Genomic DNA, 19,984 nt, shown 5'->3' on the forward strand with positions numbered 1-19,984 from the left:
ACCCGCGACTACGCGGGTTTTTTTATGGCTTATGCTGCGCCGTCTTTTTTTACCTCGCGCCAGATGCGCCATGCCATACCCGCAAGCACCATCACCCCGACGATCAGTACGCCCCAGACCATCAGCGTTTTCATTCTGCTTTCCTGCTCAGCCGCAGACGTCGCGGTTAAACGCGCCTCGCCGCCCAGCGGGACAGGTTCCAGCGTATCCGCCATCGGCAGGGCTGCCAGAGCGTAGGTTTTACGCAGTTCGGTCGGGATCAGCATATCCGTCTCCACGCTTGCCGGTTTCGCAGCCCCGTTCCCCCACGCAAGCAGATACGGCCCCTTCCCCTGCGCGTTGAACACCAGATCATAGCGCACGCGTTGCCCGATCACGCCCGGCAGGTTCTCTGGCAAACGGGCATTGTAGGTCTTGATTTTTACCACCTCGACCAGCCCGCCCGGGAGCGGAACAGGTTCAGACGTTTTGCCGCCGAGCTGGTAGATCACCTCTTTTTTCAGCGTATGCCACCGATCCTTGTCCGCCCCCCGCCAGGCTATTTCTGCCGGGAGAACGCCGTCGCCATTCAGCATGAAGCCGATCGCACTCAGAGGCTGCGGATGTTTCCAGCGCCACACGGCTTCGCTATCGGATAGCCGCTCCCCCTCTCCCGCCAGGCTAATGTGCTCTGATTCCGGCTGCGCAGGAGCGTTAATCGCGTTGACGCCGGTTAACGTCAGGGCTGAACGCCCCGTGTTCAGCACCAGCAGCAGATAGCGATTCGCCTCAGGAGATAACACCAGATCGGTATCGATGCGGTCGAGCTTCAGGCGATCCTGTCCACTCATCACGTCCAGCAGGGGCATCTCTTCGCGCAGGGTATACCAGTTTTTCAGATCCTCGCTGTAATAGACCGATGCCGTCCCCTGCCACGAGCCCTGCGGCGTGTCCCAGAAAAGCTGGAGCTGAGAGAGCGGAACCTCCGTCGCGTTTTCCGGCAGGGTCAGCAGATAATGCTGTCCGGCAGCCGCCGCGTGTTGCCCTTCCAGCACAATCTCCACGCCGTTTCTGGCACGTAACATAATTTTATCGCCACTGCCCTCTTCCCCGCCCGTCGAGGCGTTAAGCGCAAAGAGGCGCAGCGCCGTGGTGGTCGGTGCTGGCTGCGGACGCGTCGTGGTAACCAGGCTGAACGGTACCGGCTCGCCCGACTGATTAAACACGCGCACGTCGCGCAGATCGGGCGATGTGCTCTGCTGATAAACCGCCAGCGGCAGCATGACCCGATACCACGGCGAAGAGGCAGAGGTATCAAGGGACAGGCCATAGGCATAATCCCGCGGGGATTCCACCGGCGCGCCCTCGCTGAATGCCGGACCGGCCACGGCTAGCAGTGCCGCACAAACAACCGATTTCATCCATTTCATTTTTCTTCTCCTGCTTTAGGCGGTAGCGGCGAGAAATAGCCCACAATCAGGACCAGGATCGCCACGCCAATAAACGCGACAGCACGCGCCAGGCCGCCACCGCCCGCGCTGTCCACCAGCATCAGTTTGAGCATGACCACCCCCAGCAGCACCGCACCGGCAAGCCACTGCTGACGGGAGGCCTGACGGGTGGCGCGGATCATGACCACCAGCGCGCAGAACATCCAGAACAGGGCAAAGGTGGTCTGGATAAGCCGCGAATGCCACAGCGACTCCATATTCCAGGCCACCTCGCCGTACCACGCCAGCGCGCGCAGCAGCGCGCCGTTTAGCCACCAGAAGCCAAGCGCCATCAGCACAACGGCGGGCCACGGTCGGGACTGAGCAAGCGATGCCGGATAGTGGCGATCCACTGCCCGATAAAACACCACCAGCCCCAGCAGCGCGAACGCCGCCCCTTCCTCAAGCGGGTTCACCAGCGGTAGCCAGGTCTGTCGATAGACCACCCCGTCCTGGAAATTAGTCACGACCAGCAATACCACCAGCGCCACAACCACAGGGATCATGGCAAGGCAGGCGTAGAGCGCAGGCCATACCCGGAACGGCCACCCGCGACGCCGTACGGCCGCGGAGAGCGCCATAATCACCCCACCGCCGACAGCCATCGCAATGCCGCTTCCCCAGGCCGCCATGCCCCATGGCAGGGAGCGGGCAAACCAGTAAAGCTCGGCGGCCATGGCGAGTAAAATCATCCACAACAGCGACAGATGCAGCCCCATTGCGATGCGCGGAAGAAGTTTATCTTCGTCGCGCCGCAGCATCATCAGGGCGGCAGGCAGCGCAATAGCCCAGGCCAGATTTGCCCAGCCGGCTGCCAGGATCTGCTGTTGCCAGACCTGATAAAGCACCATCAGCAGCATCACCGGCCACAGCAGCCATTTGCTGGCATCCAGCTCCCGCCATGCCAGACGAGCGGCAGCCTGCCGCCATCCCCAGGCCGACACCGCCGTCAGCGCCAGCACGCCCGCAAGAACCGATAATTCTGTCTTGAGGATCAGTTGCGACGCACCCAGTTGCGCCACTAACCAGAACAGCAGCCCACCGACCACCAGCGCCCAACTACCCGGCAGAGAGATTTTTCGCCACAACCAGGCCGCTGCCAGCCAGCAAAGACTGAGCACTGCGAAAATAAGCAGCAGGCTCAGCGAGGTGACGCCGTCCATCTGCGCCCATATCGCGCTGCCGAGCGCCAGCACCAGCAGCGCCGTCCCGCTATAGCTCATACGCCGCTGCTGCTGTTGCACGCCCAGCCAGAGGATACCCAGCCCCTCCAGCGCCCAGGCCATCGCCGTCCAGCGCGCCGAAAGCGCCAGCGGAATGGCAAGCGTGGCAAACCCGCCGCCAATCGCCAGCGCCGCCATAATCAGTGGTCGCCCAATGGAGGGGTAACGTCGCAGCGCGAGGAACGCCAGTGAGAGATAAAACGCACCATAACCCAGCGCGCTGAGTGCCGGGCCGTACGTCCAGTGCGACGTCATGCCGTACTGCATCCCAAAACCAATCAGCGGCGGGGCAAACAGCAGTACGCCGTCAATAATCTGTTTGCCTTTTTCCTGCGCCCGCAGCGACAGCGCTACGCTAAACACGCCAAAAATAAGCGTATTGGCAATCAGGAACAGCTGACAGATAACATAGTTTTCAGGCTGGTAGTCGCTCAGCCCCCACACTCCGCCAACGCCAAACGTGAAGAGCAGCCCGAGCAGGTTGAGCTCGCGCCAGTGCTGCCAGATGCTGATGACGAGAATGCCGATGGAGAGCAGAAGATAGAAGGAGAACAGCGCCACAAAGCTACCGCCCCCGGTAGACAGGAGCAGCGGCGCAAGATATCCGCCCAGGCTCGCCAGCATGGCAAGGCTCAGCGCCTTTTGCAGCACGGCCAGCCCGACGCTCGCCGCGCAAATCACCACCAGCAGCGCAAACGCCAGCGTCATCGGCAGCATCTGCCACAGCCGGAATGCGCCAAAGACGGTCAGGTAAAGCACGCCGGTCGCCCCGCCCTGGAGGATCAGCGCGTAGATCCGCTGCCTGTGCCGCAGCCGCCATCCAACGGCCAGCAGACCCATGGCAAACAGCGCCGTGGCGGCAAGACGCAGCTCAAGCGGAAACAGTGAATGTTCAACGGTATAGCGCAGCAGGAAAGAGAGGCCGAGGAAGAGCAGTACAATCCCCAGTTTTGCCAGCGGATTGCCCTGCATAAACCAGCGCGTCAGCGAGGACAGGATGCCGCCAAAGGCGGAAGGCCGTTTTGCCGCCGGGACAGGCGCAGGTTCTGCTTCAGTGACGGGCGGTTCGGGACGCCAGGGATCGACAGGTGCGTTAACGGCCTCTGGCACCGGCGCTGGTGTCTCCACTGGCGCGGCGGTCTGCACCGGCTCCGGCGCTTTCTCAGCTACACCATGCTGCTCAAGCGCCTCAATGCGCTGGCGAAGCCGGGCGATCTCCTGCCGCGCCGCCGTGCTTCGATTAAAGCCTATCACCGCAAGCACGGGGGCCACGACCAGCGCAAAAACCAGGAACAAACAGCCAAGGATGTAAAGCTCGTCCATGTTTCCACCTTCACCGTAAAAGATCCGTTAAGATTGACACAAATAGTTGCATTTGCGCCATCTAAAAGGTGAAAACCATGCTGCCTGCGCTTAGCTGCCGAACCAGACCGTAGCGGAGATCGCCGGCAGCGTGAGCACGCTCTCCTGTAACGTCGCTTTCCCCTCTTTGCTCTTCCACGTTTTACCGGCCAGCAGCGGTGAATCTTCCAGCACCACTTCACACGCCTCGCCCCGGTTGATCGCCACCAGCACACGCTGCTGGTTGTAGACGCGGACAAATACCACCACATTATCTTGGGCGTACATCACCTGACAGCCCCCGTAGCGCAGGGCCTGGCTCTGCTTGCGTAGTGTCGCCATACGCTGGTACAGGCTGAACAGATCCTGATCCTGCTTTTCAGGCTCCCATGGGAAGGTTTTGCGGCAGAACGGATCGTTGTTACCGTCCAGCCCCACTTCATCTCCGTAATAGATGCACGGCACGCCCGGCCAGGTGAAAAGCCAGGTCACCGCCAGCGGCAGACGCGCCACATCTTTACCCAGCAGCGATTTAAAGCGCGCGGTATCGTGGCTGTCGAGCTGGTTAAACATCCGAAGCTGCTGCTGATGAGACAGGCCAGCGCGATAGTTCTCCATCCACGCCATGCAGGTTTCGGCGTCAATATGCTGCGGATCGTAAGAGATATCGGTGTTAGCGAGGAAGCCCCACAGCGGGAAGGTGAAGCCGCGATAATTCATCGACGCGTCTTCTGCATCTGCCTGCAACCACTGACGCGCGTCGCCAAAGTGCTCCCCGAAGACGAATGCTTCCGACCGGGCCGCTTTTGCCGACCGGGTAATGGCGGCGACATGCTGAAGGTTATTCCGCGCCCCGCCTGCTTCACCCAGCATATGCACCACGTCCAGCCGCCAGCCGTCCATATTCCACGGCGCTTTCAGCCAGTGGCGCACGATGCTGTCTTCGCCGCCGTAGATTTCATTCACAAGCGTTGACGACTGGAAATCGAGCTTCGGCAGACTCGGGTAGCCCAGCCAGTCCAGGGCGCGGCCATTCTCGTCAAAACTGTACCAGTCACGCTGGGGGGAATCCGGATTATGGCATGCGCCGCCCATCGACTGATTGTGGCGGTCGAACCACGCATGAGAATCACCGCTGTGATTGAACACGCCATCAAGGATCAGGCGCATACCTTCTTTTTGCGTGTTGTGGCGCAGCCGCAGCAGCGCCTCGTCACCGCCAAACTGCTCGTCAACGTGGCGGTAGTCCTGCGTATCGTATTTGTGAACGCTTGGCGCTTTAAACACCGGGTTCAGGTACAGCGCCGTCACGCCGAGCTTTTTCAGGTACGGCAGTTTTTCGCTGATACCGTCGAGATCGCCGCCGTAAAAGGTCGATCCCCCCGCCTGGGCGGTCAGCGGCTCGTCCCATTTTTTCAGAATGATGTCGTGACCGACCGCATGATGGTAATAAACCTTGTCCTGGTCGGCGGTGCGCTTTTCACTGCGCGCAAAGCGGTCCGGGAAAATCTGGTAAAAGACCTGATCGTTAACCCACTGCGGGCCGTTATCCGGGTGATCCACGGCAAACTGCTCCAGCCTGGCCGGAGGGAAACGGCTGAAGCCCTGCGGGGTAAACCACAGCTGGCGGTTGTTCCACAGCAGCTTGAAGCCGTAGCGGCGACGCGGCTGTCCGCTGCGCAAATCGATATTCGCCCGCCACGCCGTAATACCCGGCTGAGGCTGGCTGCGCACCTTGTGCATTTTCAGCGATGTCTCTTCGTTATCCACTTCGGCGCGCAGGGTCACACGTTCAGGCTGATTTTCCCCTGCCAGCCAGAGCGTAATCACAAGGTTGTCTTTGTTTTGCTTAACAAATGGGGCAACCGGAAGGTGCCAGGCGTTTAACATCACGAATCCCCTTTGATGAAATTGACGTCACCTTGCCACAGGGTTGTTAAGGATAGCTCACCATGATGGGATTTATTGGGGGAGGAGGACGGGGGAGGAGGCATCAGTGCGGCCTGATGCCCTCACCCTAACCCTCAGCCCACGGGGAGAGGGGAAAAGAATGTTACTGTGCTTCCGCCAGCTGACGATCGCGGCGACATTTAAACATCCAGCCCACCAGCAGCAGGACGATCCACGCGAAGCCCACGTACAGGGAAATACGGGTATCCGGGTGATAACCAATCAGGCCAATGATGAAGACCAGGAAGATGAGACCGACAATGGTCGTTGGCACGCCGCCCGGCACTTTAAACTTCAGCGCTTTGGCCTCTTCTGGCGACAGGCGGCGACGGAACGCAATCTGCGACAGCAGGATCATGATCCACACCCACACCGTCGCAAAGGTCGCCAGCGACGCAATCACCAGGAAGACGTTCTCCGGCATAATGTAGTTCAGGTAGACCGAGAACAGCAGCGCCACGGTCATGACCAGCACCGTTACCCACGGGGTACCGCGACGCGACGTTTTGGCAAACACCTTCGGCGCACTGCCCTGCTCCGCCATGCCGTGCAGCATACGGCCCACGCCGAACACGTCACTATTGATGGCCGACAGCGAGGCGGTCAGCACCACAAAGTTGAGAATGCTGGCGGCAAACGCAATGCCCATATGCTGGAAAGTCAGGACAAACGGGCTGCCGTTGGTGCCCACCTGGTTCCACGGGTAGATGGACATAATCACAAACAGCGTGCCCACGTAGAACACCAGGATGCGCATCGGCACCGAGTTGATGGCACGCGGAATAGACTTCTCCGGATCTTTCGCTTCCCCGGCGGTGATGCCGATAATCTCGATTCCGCCATAGGCGAACATGACCATCTGCAGCGACATGACCATCCCGAGCCAGCCGTTGCTAAAGAAGCCGCCGTTGCTCCACAGGTTGTGAATGCCGGTTGGCTGTCCACCGTTGCCGATACCCCAGATGATAATGCCGAAACCGGCGAGGATCATGATGATAATGGTCGCGACCTTGAAGAAGGAGAACCAGAACTCCAGCTCGCCAAACACCTTCACGCTCATCAGGTTAACGGCGCAGATAATCAGCACCACGCTCAGCACCCAGATCCAGTGCGGCACGGCGGGGAACCAGACCCCCATATAGATACCAAACGCCGTCACATCGGCAATGGCAACAATCAGGATTTCGAAGCAGTAGGTCCAGCCGGTGATAAACCCGGCCAGCGGGCCTAAATTTTCCTGCGCGTAGCGGGAGAAGGAACTGGCAGAGGGGTTGTGAACCGACATTTCGCCAAGGGCGCGCATGATGATATACGCCGCCACGCCGCCGATGATGTAGGCCAGGAGAACGCTTGGACCGGCCATTTTGATGGCATCTGCCGAGCCATAAAAAAGACCGGTACCGATAGCCGAGCCCAGCGCCATAAAGCGGATGTGGCGGGTGCTCAATCCACGTTTAAGTTTGTTAGTGCTTTCCATTAAAATCTTGCCATTCAACACGAAAAAAACAAAAAACCACGGGGCCTTAAGCCCCGTGGTTAAACAATTTGTTGCCGTTGATTAATGGGCGTTGGATGTCACCTGACGCCCTGCCGCACGGTCCCAGATAATCGCCAGAACCAGCGCTACAACGGAAGGCATCAGCCAGGCCAGGCCCTGCTCGGACAGCGGCAGACGCTGTGTCCAGGCTGGCAGGATTTCTGCAAATGCTGATGCTTTGATCCCGTCAAGGATACCAAAAATCAGGCTGATAAACATGGCTGGCGCAATAATTCGCGTGGAGTTATGCCACCACGGACGGGTGAAGCTCAGCACTACCAGCACGATACATGGCGGATAGATCGCCGTCAGCACCGGAATTGAGACCTGAATCAGGTGGCTCAGACCGAGGTTTGACACCGCCATGGAGAAGATGCCGAGGATAAACACCAGCGTGCGGTAAGAAAGCGGCAGATACTGAGCGAAGAACTCCGCGCAGGCGCAGGTCAGACCCACCGCCGTCACCAGACAGGCCAGGAAAATCAGCGCCGCCAGCAGCATGCTGCCTGCACCACCAAAGGTGTGCTGCACGTAAGCATGCAGGATCGCCGCGCCGTTTGCGCTCTGATCGACCAGCGTTGCGCTATCTGAACCCAGGCGGAACAGCGCCAGATACAGCAGCGTCAGGCCGACACCGGCCATCAGGCCAGCCCAGATGGTGTAGCGAGTCAGCAGACGCGCTTCGGTCACACCGCGGGAACGCGCGGCGTTAACGATAACGATACCAAACACCATCGCGCCAAGCGTATCCATCGTCAGATAGCCGTTCACGAAACCGTTTGAGAACGCCGCGTTCTGGTAGGCGTCCATCGCGGAGCTGATGGGCCCCGCAGGCCAGACGATGGCCGCAACCGCCAGCACAATCAGCGCCACAATTTTCAGCGGTGCCAGGAAGTTACCCACAGTATCCAGCAGTTTGCCCGGATAGAGAGAAACCAGAATCACGATGGCGAAGTAAATGAGGCTGTAAATAAACAGCGGCATCGCGCCGTCACCGGTCAGCGGGGCAATACCCACTTCAAAGGAGACGGTCGCCGTACGCGGGGTCGCGAACAGCGGGCCAACAGCCAGATAGCAGACGGTTGCCAGCAGAACGCCAGCCACTTTGCCAATCGGGGTGCTGAGGCTGTCCACACCGCCACCGACTTTCGCCAGCGCGATAACGGTCAGTACCGGCAGGCCCACGGCAGTAAGCAGGAAGCCAAACGCAGCCGTCCAGACGTGTTCACCCGCCTGTAAGCCAACCATTGGAGGAAAAATGATGTTACCTGCGCCAACGAACAGCGCAAATGTCATAAAGCCCAGCGCGATAATGTCACGCGATTTCAAGTGATGGGTCATAAAACCTTACTGCCTGTGGATGTGGTGTTGAATACGTTGAGATTTTCGCCATCCCTGACGGGACGATACAGCGGAAAATTTGCTCAATTTCAGCGGGATATGCTCCCGTCCAGGCGTGGCGAAGAATAGTTTTTCGATTTACCACGCAAATACAGTCGGTCTGACAGTATATGGGGGGCAATTTAAACGCTTATAACGTTTAAAGGCAAGAAGGGATCGTAAAACCAGAACAATATGCCAGCATGAAAAATCAGACCAAAATAATATGCCATGTATAAGAAAAACTCATGGCTAATCATGCGAACAAAAAAGCACCAGCCGTATAATATTCACTCGCGTTTCGCTTGACTGCAAAGCAAACGGGCCAGCAATCGCTGGCCCGTGGAAAGGTAGCCTGACACATACGCTGTCAGGCACTTTTTTTGGCAATTAATCGTTCCGGGAGCACGAAGCTAAAGCGCGTGCCCTTACCCAGGGTGCTTTCGATATTGAGCCGGCTTTCGTGGTGGCTGACGGCATGCTTCACAATTGCCAGCCCCAGTCCGCTCCCGCCAGTCTGCCGCGAGCGCGCCTTATCCACCCGGTAGAACCGTTCGGTGAGACGCGGGAGGTGTTCAGGCCCAATCCCCGGCCCGTTGTCCTCGACGCTAAACTCAGCCCCTGCCGGAGTATGCTGCCACCGCACCGCGATATGCGTCCCTGTCGGGGTATGATTCACGGCGTTATAGACCAGGTTTGAGATAGCGCTTCGCAGCTCATCTTCACTGCCGAGCACTTTCAGCGTGTTATCAACATCAAAACTCAGGGTGTGTTGATTATGGCTCAGCGTTTGGGCTTCGCGCTCCACCACTCGCAGCATCATCGGCACATCAATGATGTCGTTTAGCGCCAGCGACGGGGCAGCCTCAATTTTTGAAAGCGTTAGTAGCTGTTTGACCAGCCCTTCCATGCGGAACGTCTGTTCCCGCATGGTATGCAGCGCTTTCTCACGCGGCGCCCCCTCAAGCGTTTGCTCCTGCATCATCTCCAGATAGCCCTGAAGCACCGTCAACGGCGTACGCAGCTCGTGGCTGACGTTGGCAAAGAAGTTACGTCTTGCGCCCTCAAGCTGATGCATCTGGGTGACATCCCGCGCCACCATCAGCCACTGCCGATCGCTGTAGGGCATCACGCGAATTTCAAGATGGCGACCGTTATTGAGCTTCAGATTGTGCGGACGACTAAAATCACGCGTTTTCAGATACAGCGTGAACTCGGGATAGCGCAGAAGGTTGAGGATGTTCTGACCGTTATCATCCGGCCAGCGCAGGCCCAACAGCTGCTGTGCGAGGCCATTGCACCAGAAGATGGTCCCTTCTTCCGTCGTCAGGATCACTGCGTCCGGCAGCGACTCCGCGCCGCTGCGAAAGCGTTTTATCAGGCTTCCCAGCTCACGACGGCGCTTTTTATTACGCATCTGCATCTGGTGCAGGCCGTAGAGTAGCGGTTCCCAGCTCCCGCTTCCCGGCGGGGGTGTCATACTTCTGTCGACCCACAGCCACCAGGAAAGACGCAGTAAATTCCAGAAATGCCAGACGAGCAACCCCGTCACGGCCACCAGTAAAAACCACGGCAGATAGCCAAAAATAGCCCCCAGAATGAGGGCCGGAATACAGCATAAGATCAGTTCAAAGACGAGCCTTTTCCATGACAGACGTTCCAGCACGCGTCACACTCCTGTCATTGTTCAGAAACGGGTCGAGAAGCGATAACCCGTGCCGCGGACCGTCTGTACCATGCGATCGTGGCCGCTCAGTTCCAGTGCTTTACGCAGGCGGCGAATATGGACGTCAACCGTTCGGTCTTCGACATAGACGTTAGTTCCCCAGACGTTATTCAGCAACTGTTCGCGGCTGTAAACGCGCTCCGGGTGTGTCATAAAGAAGTGCAGGAGTTTAAATTCGGTGGGGCCCATATCGAGGGGATTTTCACCGGTCATGACCCGGTGTGAGGTAGGATCCAGGCTCAGACCCTGCATCTCAATCACCTCTTCCACCGCCATCGGTGAAATACGGCGCATCACGGCTTTGATACGCGCCACCAGCTCTTTTGGAGAGAATGGCTTGGTGATGTAATCGTCCGCGCCGGTTTCCAGACCGCGCACGCGATCCTCTTCCTCACCGCGCGCCGTCAGCATCACCACCGGGATATCGCGGGTCATCGCCTCGCGTTTGATATGCTTGATAAACTGCAATCCGGAACCGCCAGGCAGCATCCAGTCCAGCAGGATCAGATCGGGCCAGGGTTCATTCAGCTGGTTCACCGCGCTGTCATAATCTTCCGCTTCAACCGGCTGGAAGCCATTTTGTTCAAGCACGAAGCACACCATTTCACGGATCGGAGCTTCATCTTCTACGACCAGAATACGTCTCGCCATACTTTGCCCTGTCTTATCGTATTTAAGTTACAAGTCTGTAATGCGGCGTCATTATGCGTCAGATTTATGACAGATTTATGAAAAACATTACCACGATAAATAGCAAACTGTTGTTTTATTACAGCGGTTATTTTCCGTTCCCCGAACGTTTATAATCCTGCTTTCTTATTATTGCCACGGATCTCTTATGCGCATACTTCACACCTCAGACTGGCACCTGGGTCAAAATTTTTACAGCAAAAGCCGCGCCGCGGAACATGAAGCGTTCCTGAACTGGCTGCTGGAGACGGCTCAGGCTCACGAGGTGGACGCAATTATTGTGGCGGGCGACATTTTTGATACCGGATCGCCGCCGAGCTATGCGCGTGAGCTGTACAACCGTTTTGTGGTCAACCTCCAGCAAACCGGTTGTCACCTGGTGATTGTCGCCGGAAACCATGACTCGGTGGCGACGCTGAATGAATCCCGCGATATTCTGGCGTTCCTCAATACCACCGTGGTGGCCAGCGCCGGACACGCGCCGCAGATCCTAAAAAAACGTGATGGCACGCCGGGCGCGGTGCTATGCCCAATTCCGTTTTTACGCCCGCGCGATATCGTGCAAAGCCAGGCAGGCCTGTCCGGGAGCGAAAAACAGCAGCATCTGCTGCAGGCCATCACCCGCTATTATCACCAGCAGCATACGGAAGCCTGCGCCCTGCGCGGCGAACAGGCCATTCCGATCGTTGCCACCGGGCACCTCACCACCGTCGGGGCCAGTAAGAGTGACGCGGTGCGCGAGATTTATATCGGTACGTTGGACGCGTTTCCAGCGCAAAACTTTCCTCCCGCCGACTACATTGCCCTCGGGCATATTCACCGGGCCCAGATCGTCGGGGGATGCGAGCATATTCGCTACTGCGGCTCGCCCATTTCCCTCAGTTTTGACGAAACGGGCAAAGCCAAATCCGTGCATCTGGTGAGCTTCACCGAAGGCAAACTTAGCGCCGTTGAGACGCTTGAGGTGCCGGTCACCCAGCCGCTGGCAGTGCTGAAAGGCGATCTGGCCGCCATTACCGCTCAGCTTGAGCAGTGGCGCGGCGCAGTGCTTAATCCCCCCGTCTGGCTCGATATCGAAATCGCCACCGACGACTACCTGTACGATATGCAGCGTAAAATTCAGACGCTGACGGAAGACCTTCCCGTAGAGGTGCTGCTGGTACGTCGCAGCCGCGAGCAGCGCGAGAAAATTCTGCTGAACGCCCAGCGTGAAACGCTTAGCGAACTTCGGGTTGAAGAGGTGTTCGCGCGGCGGCTTGCGCATGAAGAAGTGGACGAGGCCAGGCGCACCAGGCTTAACGAGCTGTTTGCCCATACCCTGCATTCCCTCAATGACGAGGACGAAAACGCATGAAAATTCTGAGCCTGCGTCTGAAAAATCTGAATTCGCTAAAGGGTGAGTGGAAAATCGATTTCACCGCGGAGCCTTTCGCCAGCAATGGGCTATTTGCCATCACCGGCGCAACCGGCGCGGGTAAAACCACGCTGCTGGATGCCATCTGCCTGGCGCTTTACCACGAAACACCGCGTCTTAATAAGGTCTCTCAGGCACAAAACGACCTGATGACGCGCGATACCGCCGAATGCCTGGCTGAAGTGGAATTTGAGGTCAAAGGCGTTGCTTATCGCGCTTTCTGGAGCCAGAACCGCGCCCGCAACCAGCCAGACGGGAACTTACAGGCACCGCGCGTTGAGCTGGCCCGCTGCGAAGACGGGAAAATTCTGGCCGATAAAGTCACGGATAAGCTGGAACAAACCGCCGCACTCACCGGGCTGGACTATGGTCGCTTTACCCGCTCGATGTTGCTCTCTCAGGGGCAGTTTGCCGCCTTCCTGAACGCTAAACCGAGCGATCGGGCAGAGCTGCTGGAAGAACTGACCGGCACGGAAATTTACGGCCAGATTTCCGCCATGGTTTTTGAAAAACACAAAGCGGCACGCAACGCGCTGGAGATGTGCGAAGCGCAGGCCGCAGGCGTTGTGCTGCTGAGCGAGGAACAGCAGCAGCACTTGCAGCAAAGTTTGCAGGCACTTACTGACGAAGAAAAAAACCTGCTGGCACAGCAGCAGAGCCAACAGAAAGATTTTCAGTGGCTTACGCGTAACGACGAGCTGATACGTGAGCAGCAACGCGCAGCCGCTTCGCAGCAGCAGGCGCAACAGGCTCTGACGGACGCCGCGCCGCAACTGGCGAAGCTCCAGCTGGCACAGCCCGCCGCCCAGCTACGTCCGCTGTGGGAGTATCAGCAGGAGCAGACCACCCGCCTGGCGCAGACAACAGCGCGAATTGTTGAAGTAAATACTCGCTTACTCGACAGAGCGGCGCAGCGCTCGCGTATTCGCAACGGTGCGCTGCGCAACCGTGAACAGTTGCAGACAGAACACACGGTACTGACGCAGTGGCTAACCGAACACGATCGTTTCCGTCAGTGGGGGCAGGAAATTGCCGGCTGGCGGGCGCATTTTACGCAACTGAGTCGCGATAAAAATCAGCTTGTGGCCCAGTCAGCGCGTATGGCTGAGCTTCGTCAGAAACTGGCTGAGATGCCGGAGAGTACGCTGACGCTGACGGCTGAGGATCTCGCGACGGCAATGGAGCAACAGGCACAATCACGGGCGCTCCGCCAGCGTCTGACTGCGCTTCACGCTCGCTATCAGCCGCTGCAAAAACGGCTGCGCCATAATGCGGAAAGCGTGCAGAAAGCGCAGGCTGAGCAGGGTAAGCTCAATGAAACGCTGATCCTGCGGCGTCAGCAGTTCAAAGAGAAAAATCAGCACTATGCCGACCTGAAAGCGCTCTGTGAGCGTGAGGCGACAATCAAGGATCTTGAGAACTATCGTGCACAGCTCGAAGCGGGTAAACCTTGCCCGCTCTGCGGTTCAAGCGAACATCCGGCAGTTGTGCAGTATCAGGCGCTTGAACTGACCGACAATCAGCGCCGCCGCGACGCGCTGGAGAAAGAGGTTGCCGCGCTAAAAGAGGAAGGATTGCTGGTGCTCGGGCAGGTGAATGCGCTGACCCAGCAGATCCAGCGCGAGACAGAGGAAGCACAGGCTCTCTCTGAGGAGGAGCAAGCACTCACTAAAGAGTGGCTGGAGGTCTGCGCCTCCCTGAACATAGCGCTGAATATTCAGGATGATATTGCCCCCTGGATGAGCGAACAGGAACAGTATGAACGCCAGCTGTATCAGCTCAGCCAGCGTCTGACGCTGCAAAACCAGCTCAATGAACAGGAAGGTCAGGCGCGCCAGTACCAGCAGCAGCTGACGGCGACGCGTCAGGCGCTGGCAGCCTCGCTAGAGTCGCTGTCGCTTAGCGTGCCCGATGAAGGGGCCGAAAGCGCCTGGCTGAGCGCACGCGAAGCTGAATATACCCGCTGGCAGGAAAAACAGGCCCAGCACGGTACGATTCAGGAACGTATTAACGCCCTGATGCCCATCCTGGAGACGCTGCCGGATTCTGATGACGCAGAAGCCGACGCGGTTATCCCTGAGAACTGGCGCGGCATCCATGACGAATGCGTGTCGCTACAAAGCCAGCTCGCCACCCTACAGCAGCAGGAGACGCTTGAGCGTGAACGGCTTCAGCAGTCGCAGGCTCAGTTCAGCGCCGCGCTGACCGCGAGCTGCTTTGCCAGTCAGGAGGCATTTCTCTCCGCCCTGCTGGATGAAGCGTCGATCCGCCAGCTTGAACAACAAAAGCAGACGCTGGAGAACCAGCTCCAGCAGGCCACGGCGCTCTCCGTACAGGCAAACCAGCAGCTTCAGGCGCATCAGGCACAACACCCGGAGGGGCTGGAAACCGACGCCGCAACCCTTCAGGCGCAGTTACACCAGCTGGCGCAACTGCTTCGTGAAAACACCACGCATCAGGGGGAGATCCGCCAGCAGCTCAAACAGGACGCCGATAACCGTCTGCACCAGCAGGCGCTTATGCAGCAGATTGAGGAGGCGGCGCGTCAGGCTGACGACTGGGGCTATCTCAATGCGCTGATAGGCTCCAGCACCGGCGATAAATTCCGTAAATTCGCCCAGGGGCTGACGCTGGATAATCTGGTGTGGCTTGCCAACCAGCAGCTCAACCGTCTGCATGGCCGCTATCTGCTTCAGCGTAAAGCCAGCGACGCGCTGGAGCTGGAGGTGGTTGATACCTGGCAGGCCGATGCGGTACGCGATACCCGTACCCTGTCCGGCGGGGAAAGTTTCCTCGTCAGTCTGGCGCTGGCTTTAGCGCTTTCCGATCTGGTCAGTCACAAAACGCGCATTGACTCGCTTTTCCTGGATGAAGGGTTCGGCACGCTCGACAGCGAAACGCTGGACACCGCGCTGGATGCGCTCGACGCGCTGAACGCCACCGGGAAAACCATCGGCGTGATCAGCCACGTAGAGGCAATGAAAGAACGTATTCCGGTGCAGATCAAGGTGAAGAAGATCAACGGGCTGGGGTATAGCAGGCTGGACAGGGAGTTTGCGGTGCAGTAAATGGGGGATGTTGCCCTCACCCTGGCCCTCTCTCTGTGGGAGAGGGTACAAACATCAAAAACGGCAACGCAAGTTGCCGTTTTGCGTTTATTCCGGCCAGAGCCACGCCGCGCCGCGCACACCGCTGGAATCTCCATGGACGGCTTTGCGGATCGGCGTTTCGCATTCGCCCCCAAATACCCACTGTTTCACCAGCGTTGGCACCGTCGCGTACAGCCGGTCAACGTTGCTCATGCCGCCGCCCAGCACAATCACGTCCGGATCGAGGATATTGATCACATGCGCCAGTGATTTAGCCAACCGCATTTCGTAGCGGCTGAGCGCCAGTTCAGCCACCGGATCCTGCTCCTCAACCAGACGCATAATCTCGTTGCCTTTCAGCGGCTGGCCGCTCAGACGATGATAATCGGTGGCAAACCCCGTGCCGGAAATAAAGGTCTCAATACAGCCCTGCTTGCCACAGTAGCACGGCACCTCGGCACGGTATTTGAGTTCATCTTCGTCCATCCACGGTAACGGGTTGTGCCCCCACTCACCTGCGGTGCCGTTGCCGCCAATATGCGAGCGCCCACCGAAGGCCACGCCCGCCCCGCAGCCGGTACCGATAATGACCGCAAATACGGTCTGCGCGCCAGCCGCTGCGCCATCTACGGCCTCAGAGACCGCCAGGCAGTTAGCGTCATTTGCCAGACGCACTTCCCGGTTCAGACGCTGGCTTAAGTCTTTATCAAACGGCTGACCGTTGAGCCAGGTGGAGTTGGCATTTTTCACCACGCCGGTATACGGCGAAATGGAGCCGGGGATCCCCATCCCGACCGTGCCCGTCTCGCCCGTTGCCTGCTCTGCCATATCGACCAGACGGGCAATCGTCTCTATGGTCTGGTGATAATCATCGCGCGGCGTAGGCAGACGGTGGCGAAACAGTTGCTCCCCCTGCTCGCTCAACGCAATAACTTCTGTTTTGGTGCCGCCCAAATCAATCCCAATACGCACAAGACACTCCTCATTATTTTGATTATCAACAGAGTAGAAGCCCACTTCCCGATTAGCAATGCAAGCGATGCGACAATTCGTTATCATGCCCGCTGATTTAACGACAAGGCCGTGGAAATTATCATGCTGTGGTTCAAAAATTTGATGGTTTACCGTCTCAGCCGCGACGTTTCGCTGCGTGCAGAAGAGATGGAAAAACAGTTAGCCGCTTACTCCTTTACCCCTTGCGGTAGCCAGGATATGGCAAAAACCGGCTGGGTTCCGCCAATGGGTTCTCAAAGCGATGCGCTGACCCACGCCAGCAGCACGGGGCAAATCATCGTTTGCGCCCGCAAAGAAGAGAAGATCCTGCCGACGCCTGTGGTGAAGCAGGCGCTCGAAGCGAAGATCGTCAAGCTGGAAGCTGAACAGGGCCGTAAGCTTAAAAAAACCGAAAAAGATTCACTGAAGGATGAAGTGCTGCACTCGCTGCTGCCGCGCGCCTTTAGCCGCTTTAGCCAGACCATGATGTGGATCGACACCGTGAACGGGCTGATCATGGTCGACTGCGCCAGCGCCAAAAAAGCGGAAGATACGCTGGCGCTGCTGCGTAAGAGCCTTGGCTCATTACCGGTGGTACCGCTGGCACTGGAGACGCCGATTGAGCTGACCCTGACTGAGTGGGTGCGCAGCGGGACTGCCGCGCAGGGCTTCCAGATCCTTGATGAAGCAGAGCTGAAAGCGCTGCTGGAAGATGGCGGCGTGATCCGCGCGAAGAAACAGGATCTGGTGAGCGACGAAATCGCCGTGCACATTGAAGCGGGCAAAGTGGTGACTAAACTGGCACTCGACTGGCAGCAGCGCATTCAGTTTGTGATGTGTGATGACGGCTCCGTGAAGCGCCTTAAATTCTGCGATGAACTGCGCGATCAGAACGAAGATATCGACCGCGAAGATTATGCTCAGCGCTTTGACGCAGACTTTATCCTGATGACCGGCGAGCTGGCGGCGCTGATCCAGAACCTGGTGGAAGGTCTCGGCGGCGAAGCGCAGCGTTGACAGGCAAAACGTAGGCCGGGTAAGCGAATGCGCCACCCGGCATGCTTTTATTTCAGATAGCGGCACAGATAAGAGGTTGGCTCTGCAACCTGCAAATGGAACTCGCTGTGGCCCGGCACGTTGAAGACCTGCCCGGCACTATAGACTTTCCACTCCGTTTCACCTGGCAGCAGGACGTTCAGCGCGCCGCTGACCACCGTCATCTCTTCCGCTTCTGCGGTGCCAAAGGTGTATTCCCCTTCCGCCATTACGCCGACACTGGCGCGGCCAGTGCTGCTGCTGGTAAAACCAATGGATTTCACTTTACCGGAAAAGTATTCGTTACTTTGAAGCATGAACTGGCCCTTATATTTATTGAGAAAAATCCACTATAGGGGCCATGCTCATGACCTGTCACGCAAAATCATTACACCAGTAATTCTGACGCCAGGCGCGCCATCAGGACGTTAGAGAGCAGCACCGGAACATCCAGCGCCTTTTGCAGTAAATCACGATGCCGCTGATGGAAGCCCAGGCAGTCGAGCATCAGGACATCCGCCCCTCTGTCGATCAACTCCTGCCCGGCCGCAATCAGCTTCGCTTCGCTGTCCCAGAACGGGTTTGCCAGCGCGTAAAGCGGGGTGTGCTCCAGCGCGGCCCACTTCACCGTCTGGTTATCCAGCAGTTCTTCTACGGGAACGATAACGCCCACCTGATGACCATCAACAATTGACGCCACCAGCGGGGGGATAATCCGCATCGGTTCGAGCAGAATGGCATTACGCGCGCTGAGTCCTTTAACGGGTGCTGTGCTCATCAGCAAAATGACGTCATAGTCCTGATTGTCGAGCACTTCGATCACACCCTGTAGCGCGCGCTCAATTTTCTGGCGTGACACGTGCGCCAGTTTACCGTCACTGAGTAACGTTGCCAGGGGATCTTCCCCCTCTCCGACCGCGTAGTCTTCCATGACCTCTTCCCGACTGAGCTTCCCTAACAGACTGAGATGCGTAATTTGTTGTTCAGAGACATGCTCGGTTAAGAGCGGTAATACTTCGCTTACAGGCACCACACCAATCGTGAGGATCGCCAACGTCGCCTTCATTTTGATCGCCTTCCGTTACTACCACAACTGCCACACAAGTACAGGCTCACTACGCTGCACTGTTCATTTTTTCAACAAAACAGCACCAAGCGTAGCAGGGGATCTCTACACCGTAATGTAAAGATCGACTGGCCTTTCCAAATCTACCTGTAATAACTAAATATTAACTGCTGCTTAACATCAGCGATAAGTTAAAAATGTGATTCAGGCACGGTTGTAACGAATTCGGATTCTTGTCAGGACTTCTCGGGATCCTCATAGCGCCGTTTCGCATCCAGCGCTTCCTGTTCGGTTTCATGTTCGCTGATCAGCGAATCAGGTTTAGGGTGATCGGCACGCAGCTGGTACCAGGTTACGGTCTGATCGCCGTTACCTTTTTCAACGGTAACGATGCGGGCTTCACGTGGATAGGGAGGTCTGGTTGGCATAGCTCATCCTTTTTTTATGTCTGAGCTATGAGTATAGACGGCTGTTAGCTGGCGCAAGCCAAACGCAGGGCGGTAATAATCTGAATCGCAACTTTCTCGGGTGACGCTGACGCATCCACAACGTGGTGTGCCGCCTCGCGGTACAGTGCATCGCGTTCGGCGAGGACGTCGCTGACCTCTTCACTCAGCGGTTTCGCGGTCAGCGCCGGGCGCTGCCCTTCTTCCGGAAACGCCTCCAGCCGCCCCACCAGCGTAGAAACCGGGGCACAAAGGTAGATTACGACACCCTTTTCGCGCATAAACTGGCGGTTATACGGCGCCAGAATAATGCCTCCACCGGTCGCGATCACGGTCGACGGTGCGGTCACCGCTTCCAGCGTGGCCGTTTCGCGCGCACGAAAGCTCTCCCACCCCTCATTCTCCACGATATCGGCGATGGTCTTACCGGCATTCTCCTGGAGCCAGTGGTCAGTATCGACAAACTGACTCTGGCACAGACGCGCCAGCTCCAGACCAACGGTGGTTTTCCCACAGCCGCGAGGGCCAACTAAAAAGATGGGTGGGTTCATAACCAGGTGTTCCCCTTGCTGCCGGATAACTGAAGGCTGTAAAGAAATGATTGCAGAAGATGTTGCGCTAACTT

The 19,984-nt window shown here is 57.7% G+C and carries 15 protein-coding genes; 3 read left to right on the top strand and 12 right to left on the bottom strand.

The features are described 5' to 3' along the window. Window positions 1-29: 29 nt before the first annotated feature. The 7 genes from ACNQ0T_RS10720 to phoB all read right to left on the bottom strand — a co-directional run bounded on the left by ACNQ0T_RS10720 (window position 30) and on the right by phoB (window position 11,277). A complete protein-coding gene (locus ACNQ0T_RS10720) occupies window positions 30-1,409 on the bottom strand; it encodes a DUF3999 domain-containing protein (protein ID WP_417930018.1) in 1,380 nt (459 codons plus the stop codon). After that, on the bottom strand, window positions 1,406-4,015 hold the full coding sequence (locus tag ACNQ0T_RS10725) for a DUF2339 domain-containing protein (RefSeq protein ID WP_417930019.1): 2,610 nt from the start codon (window positions 4,013-4,015) through the stop codon (window positions 1,406-1,408). Before ACNQ0T_RS10725 ends, ACNQ0T_RS10720 begins: the two co-directional genes overlap by 4 nt. 90 nt (window positions 4,016-4,105) lie before the next feature. After that, entirely contained in the window at window positions 4,106-5,923 is a 1,818-nt protein-coding gene (gene malZ / locus ACNQ0T_RS10730; protein ID WP_063137854.1) for a maltodextrin glucosidase, read from the bottom strand. Window positions 5,924-6,086: 163 nt separating this feature from the next. After that, entirely contained in the window at window positions 6,087-7,460 is a 1,374-nt protein-coding gene (gene proY, locus ACNQ0T_RS10735; RefSeq protein ID WP_017383160.1) for a proline-specific permease ProY, read from the bottom strand. An 81-nt stretch (window positions 7,461-7,541) separates the two neighbouring features. After that, entirely contained in the window at window positions 7,542-8,861 is a 1,320-nt protein-coding gene (gene brnQ, locus ACNQ0T_RS10740) for a branched-chain amino acid transporter carrier protein BrnQ (protein WP_003859118.1), read from the bottom strand. A gap of 409 nt (window positions 8,862-9,270) precedes the next feature. Beyond that, a complete protein-coding gene (phoR, locus tag ACNQ0T_RS10745; RefSeq protein ID WP_417930020.1) occupies window positions 9,271-10,566 on the bottom strand; it encodes a phosphate regulon sensor histidine kinase PhoR in 1,296 nt (431 codons plus the stop codon). 21 nt (window positions 10,567-10,587) lie between these two features. Further along, window positions 10,588-11,277, bottom strand: coding sequence for a phosphate response regulator transcription factor PhoB (phoB, locus tag ACNQ0T_RS10750; RefSeq protein ID WP_003859122.1), 690 nt, complete (start codon window positions 11,275-11,277; stop codon window positions 10,588-10,590). Between the two features lie 187 nt (window positions 11,278-11,464). Between phoB and sbcD the strand changes: the two genes are divergently transcribed. Together sbcD and sbcC are read left to right on the top strand one after the other, a co-directional pair. Further along, a complete protein-coding gene (gene sbcD / locus ACNQ0T_RS10755) occupies window positions 11,465-12,670 on the top strand; it encodes an exonuclease subunit SbcD (RefSeq protein WP_032624766.1) in 1,206 nt (401 codons plus the stop codon). Beyond that, window positions 12,667-15,798 carry an exonuclease subunit SbcC gene (gene sbcC, locus ACNQ0T_RS10760; RefSeq protein ID WP_417930021.1) on the top strand — a complete coding sequence of 1,044 codons (3,132 nt, stop codon included), beginning with the start codon at window positions 12,667-12,669 and terminating at the stop codon, window positions 15,796-15,798. The genes sbcD and sbcC overlap by 4 nt, the downstream gene beginning before the upstream one ends. Window positions 15,799-15,885: 87 nt before the next feature. On the opposite strand, the gene mak is transcribed toward sbcC, so the two are convergent. Continuing rightward, the gene (gene mak, locus ACNQ0T_RS10765; RefSeq protein ID WP_003859127.1) at window positions 15,886-16,791 is read right to left on the bottom strand and encodes a fructokinase; all 906 of its coding nucleotides are present in this window, start codon (window positions 16,789-16,791) and stop codon (window positions 15,886-15,888) included. Between the two features lie 123 nt (window positions 16,792-16,914). Between mak and rdgC the strand changes: the two genes are divergently transcribed. After that, a complete protein-coding gene (rdgC, locus tag ACNQ0T_RS10770; protein ID WP_058645975.1) occupies window positions 16,915-17,829 on the top strand; it encodes a recombination-associated protein RdgC in 915 nt (304 codons plus the stop codon). A gap of 47 nt (window positions 17,830-17,876) precedes the next feature. On the opposite strand, the gene ppnP is transcribed toward rdgC, so the two are convergent. The 4 genes from ppnP to aroL form a co-directional block, all read right to left on the bottom strand. After that, window positions 17,877-18,164 carry a pyrimidine/purine nucleoside phosphorylase gene (gene ppnP, locus ACNQ0T_RS10775; RefSeq protein ID WP_003859131.1) on the bottom strand — a complete coding sequence of 96 codons (288 nt, stop codon included), beginning with the start codon at window positions 18,162-18,164 and terminating at the stop codon, window positions 17,877-17,879. A 71-nt stretch (window positions 18,165-18,235) separates the two neighbouring features. Further along, complete coding sequence (locus ACNQ0T_RS10780; RefSeq protein ID WP_003859133.1) at window positions 18,236-18,913, bottom strand: AroM family protein; 678 nt, start codon at window positions 18,911-18,913, stop codon at window positions 18,236-18,238. Between the two features lie 236 nt (window positions 18,914-19,149). Then, window positions 19,150-19,341 (bottom strand): protein YaiA, encoded by a 192-nt coding sequence (gene yaiA / locus ACNQ0T_RS10785; protein WP_003859135.1) that lies wholly within the window; start codon window positions 19,339-19,341, stop codon window positions 19,150-19,152. 44 nt (window positions 19,342-19,385) lie between these two features. Then, the gene (gene aroL, locus ACNQ0T_RS10790) at window positions 19,386-19,910 is read right to left on the bottom strand and encodes a shikimate kinase AroL (RefSeq protein ID WP_022647212.1); all 525 of its coding nucleotides are present in this window, start codon (window positions 19,908-19,910) and stop codon (window positions 19,386-19,388) included. Window positions 19,911-19,984 lie beyond the last annotated feature (74 nt).

The sequence above is a fragment of the Enterobacter cloacae complex sp.6700776 genome (assembly GCF_048284255.1).
GTDB classification, from domain to species: domain Bacteria; phylum Pseudomonadota; class Gammaproteobacteria; order Enterobacterales; family Enterobacteriaceae; genus Enterobacter; species Enterobacter intestinihominis.

Coding starts and splice junctions, on each gene's coding strand:
- ACNQ0T_RS10720 (WP_417930018.1), bottom strand. CDS start 1,409: ATGAAATGGATGAAATCGGTTGTTTGTGCGGCACTGCTAGCCGTGGCC.
- malZ (WP_063137854.1), bottom strand. CDS start 5,923: ATGTTAAACGCCTGGCACCTTCCGGTTGCCCCATTTGTTAAGCAAAAC.
- aroL (WP_022647212.1), bottom strand. CDS start 19,910: ATGAACCCACCCATCTTTTTAGTTGGCCCTCGCGGCTGTGGGAAAACC.
- ppnP (WP_003859131.1), bottom strand. CDS start 18,164: ATGCTTCAAAGTAACGAATACTTTTCCGGTAAAGTGAAATCCATTGGT.
- ACNQ0T_RS10780 (WP_003859133.1), bottom strand. CDS start 18,913: ATGAAGGCGACGTTGGCGATCCTCACGATTGGTGTGGTGCCTGTAAGC.
- sbcC (WP_417930021.1), top strand. CDS start 12,667: ATGAAAATTCTGAGCCTGCGTCTGAAAAATCTGAATTCGCTAAAGGGT.
- sbcD (WP_032624766.1), top strand. CDS start 11,465: ATGCGCATACTTCACACCTCAGACTGGCACCTGGGTCAAAATTTTTAC.
- rdgC (WP_058645975.1), top strand. CDS start 16,915: ATGCTGTGGTTCAAAAATTTGATGGTTTACCGTCTCAGCCGCGACGTT.
- ACNQ0T_RS10725 (WP_417930019.1), bottom strand. CDS start 4,015: ATGGACGAGCTTTACATCCTTGGCTGTTTGTTCCTGGTTTTTGCGCTG.
- brnQ (WP_003859118.1), bottom strand. CDS start 8,861: ATGACCCATCACTTGAAATCGCGTGACATTATCGCGCTGGGCTTTATG.
- proY (WP_017383160.1), bottom strand. CDS start 7,460: ATGGAAAGCACTAACAAACTTAAACGTGGATTGAGCACCCGCCACATC.
- yaiA (WP_003859135.1), bottom strand. CDS start 19,341: ATGCCAACCAGACCTCCCTATCCACGTGAAGCCCGCATCGTTACCGTT.
- phoB (WP_003859122.1), bottom strand. CDS start 11,277: ATGGCGAGACGTATTCTGGTCGTAGAAGATGAAGCTCCGATCCGTGAA.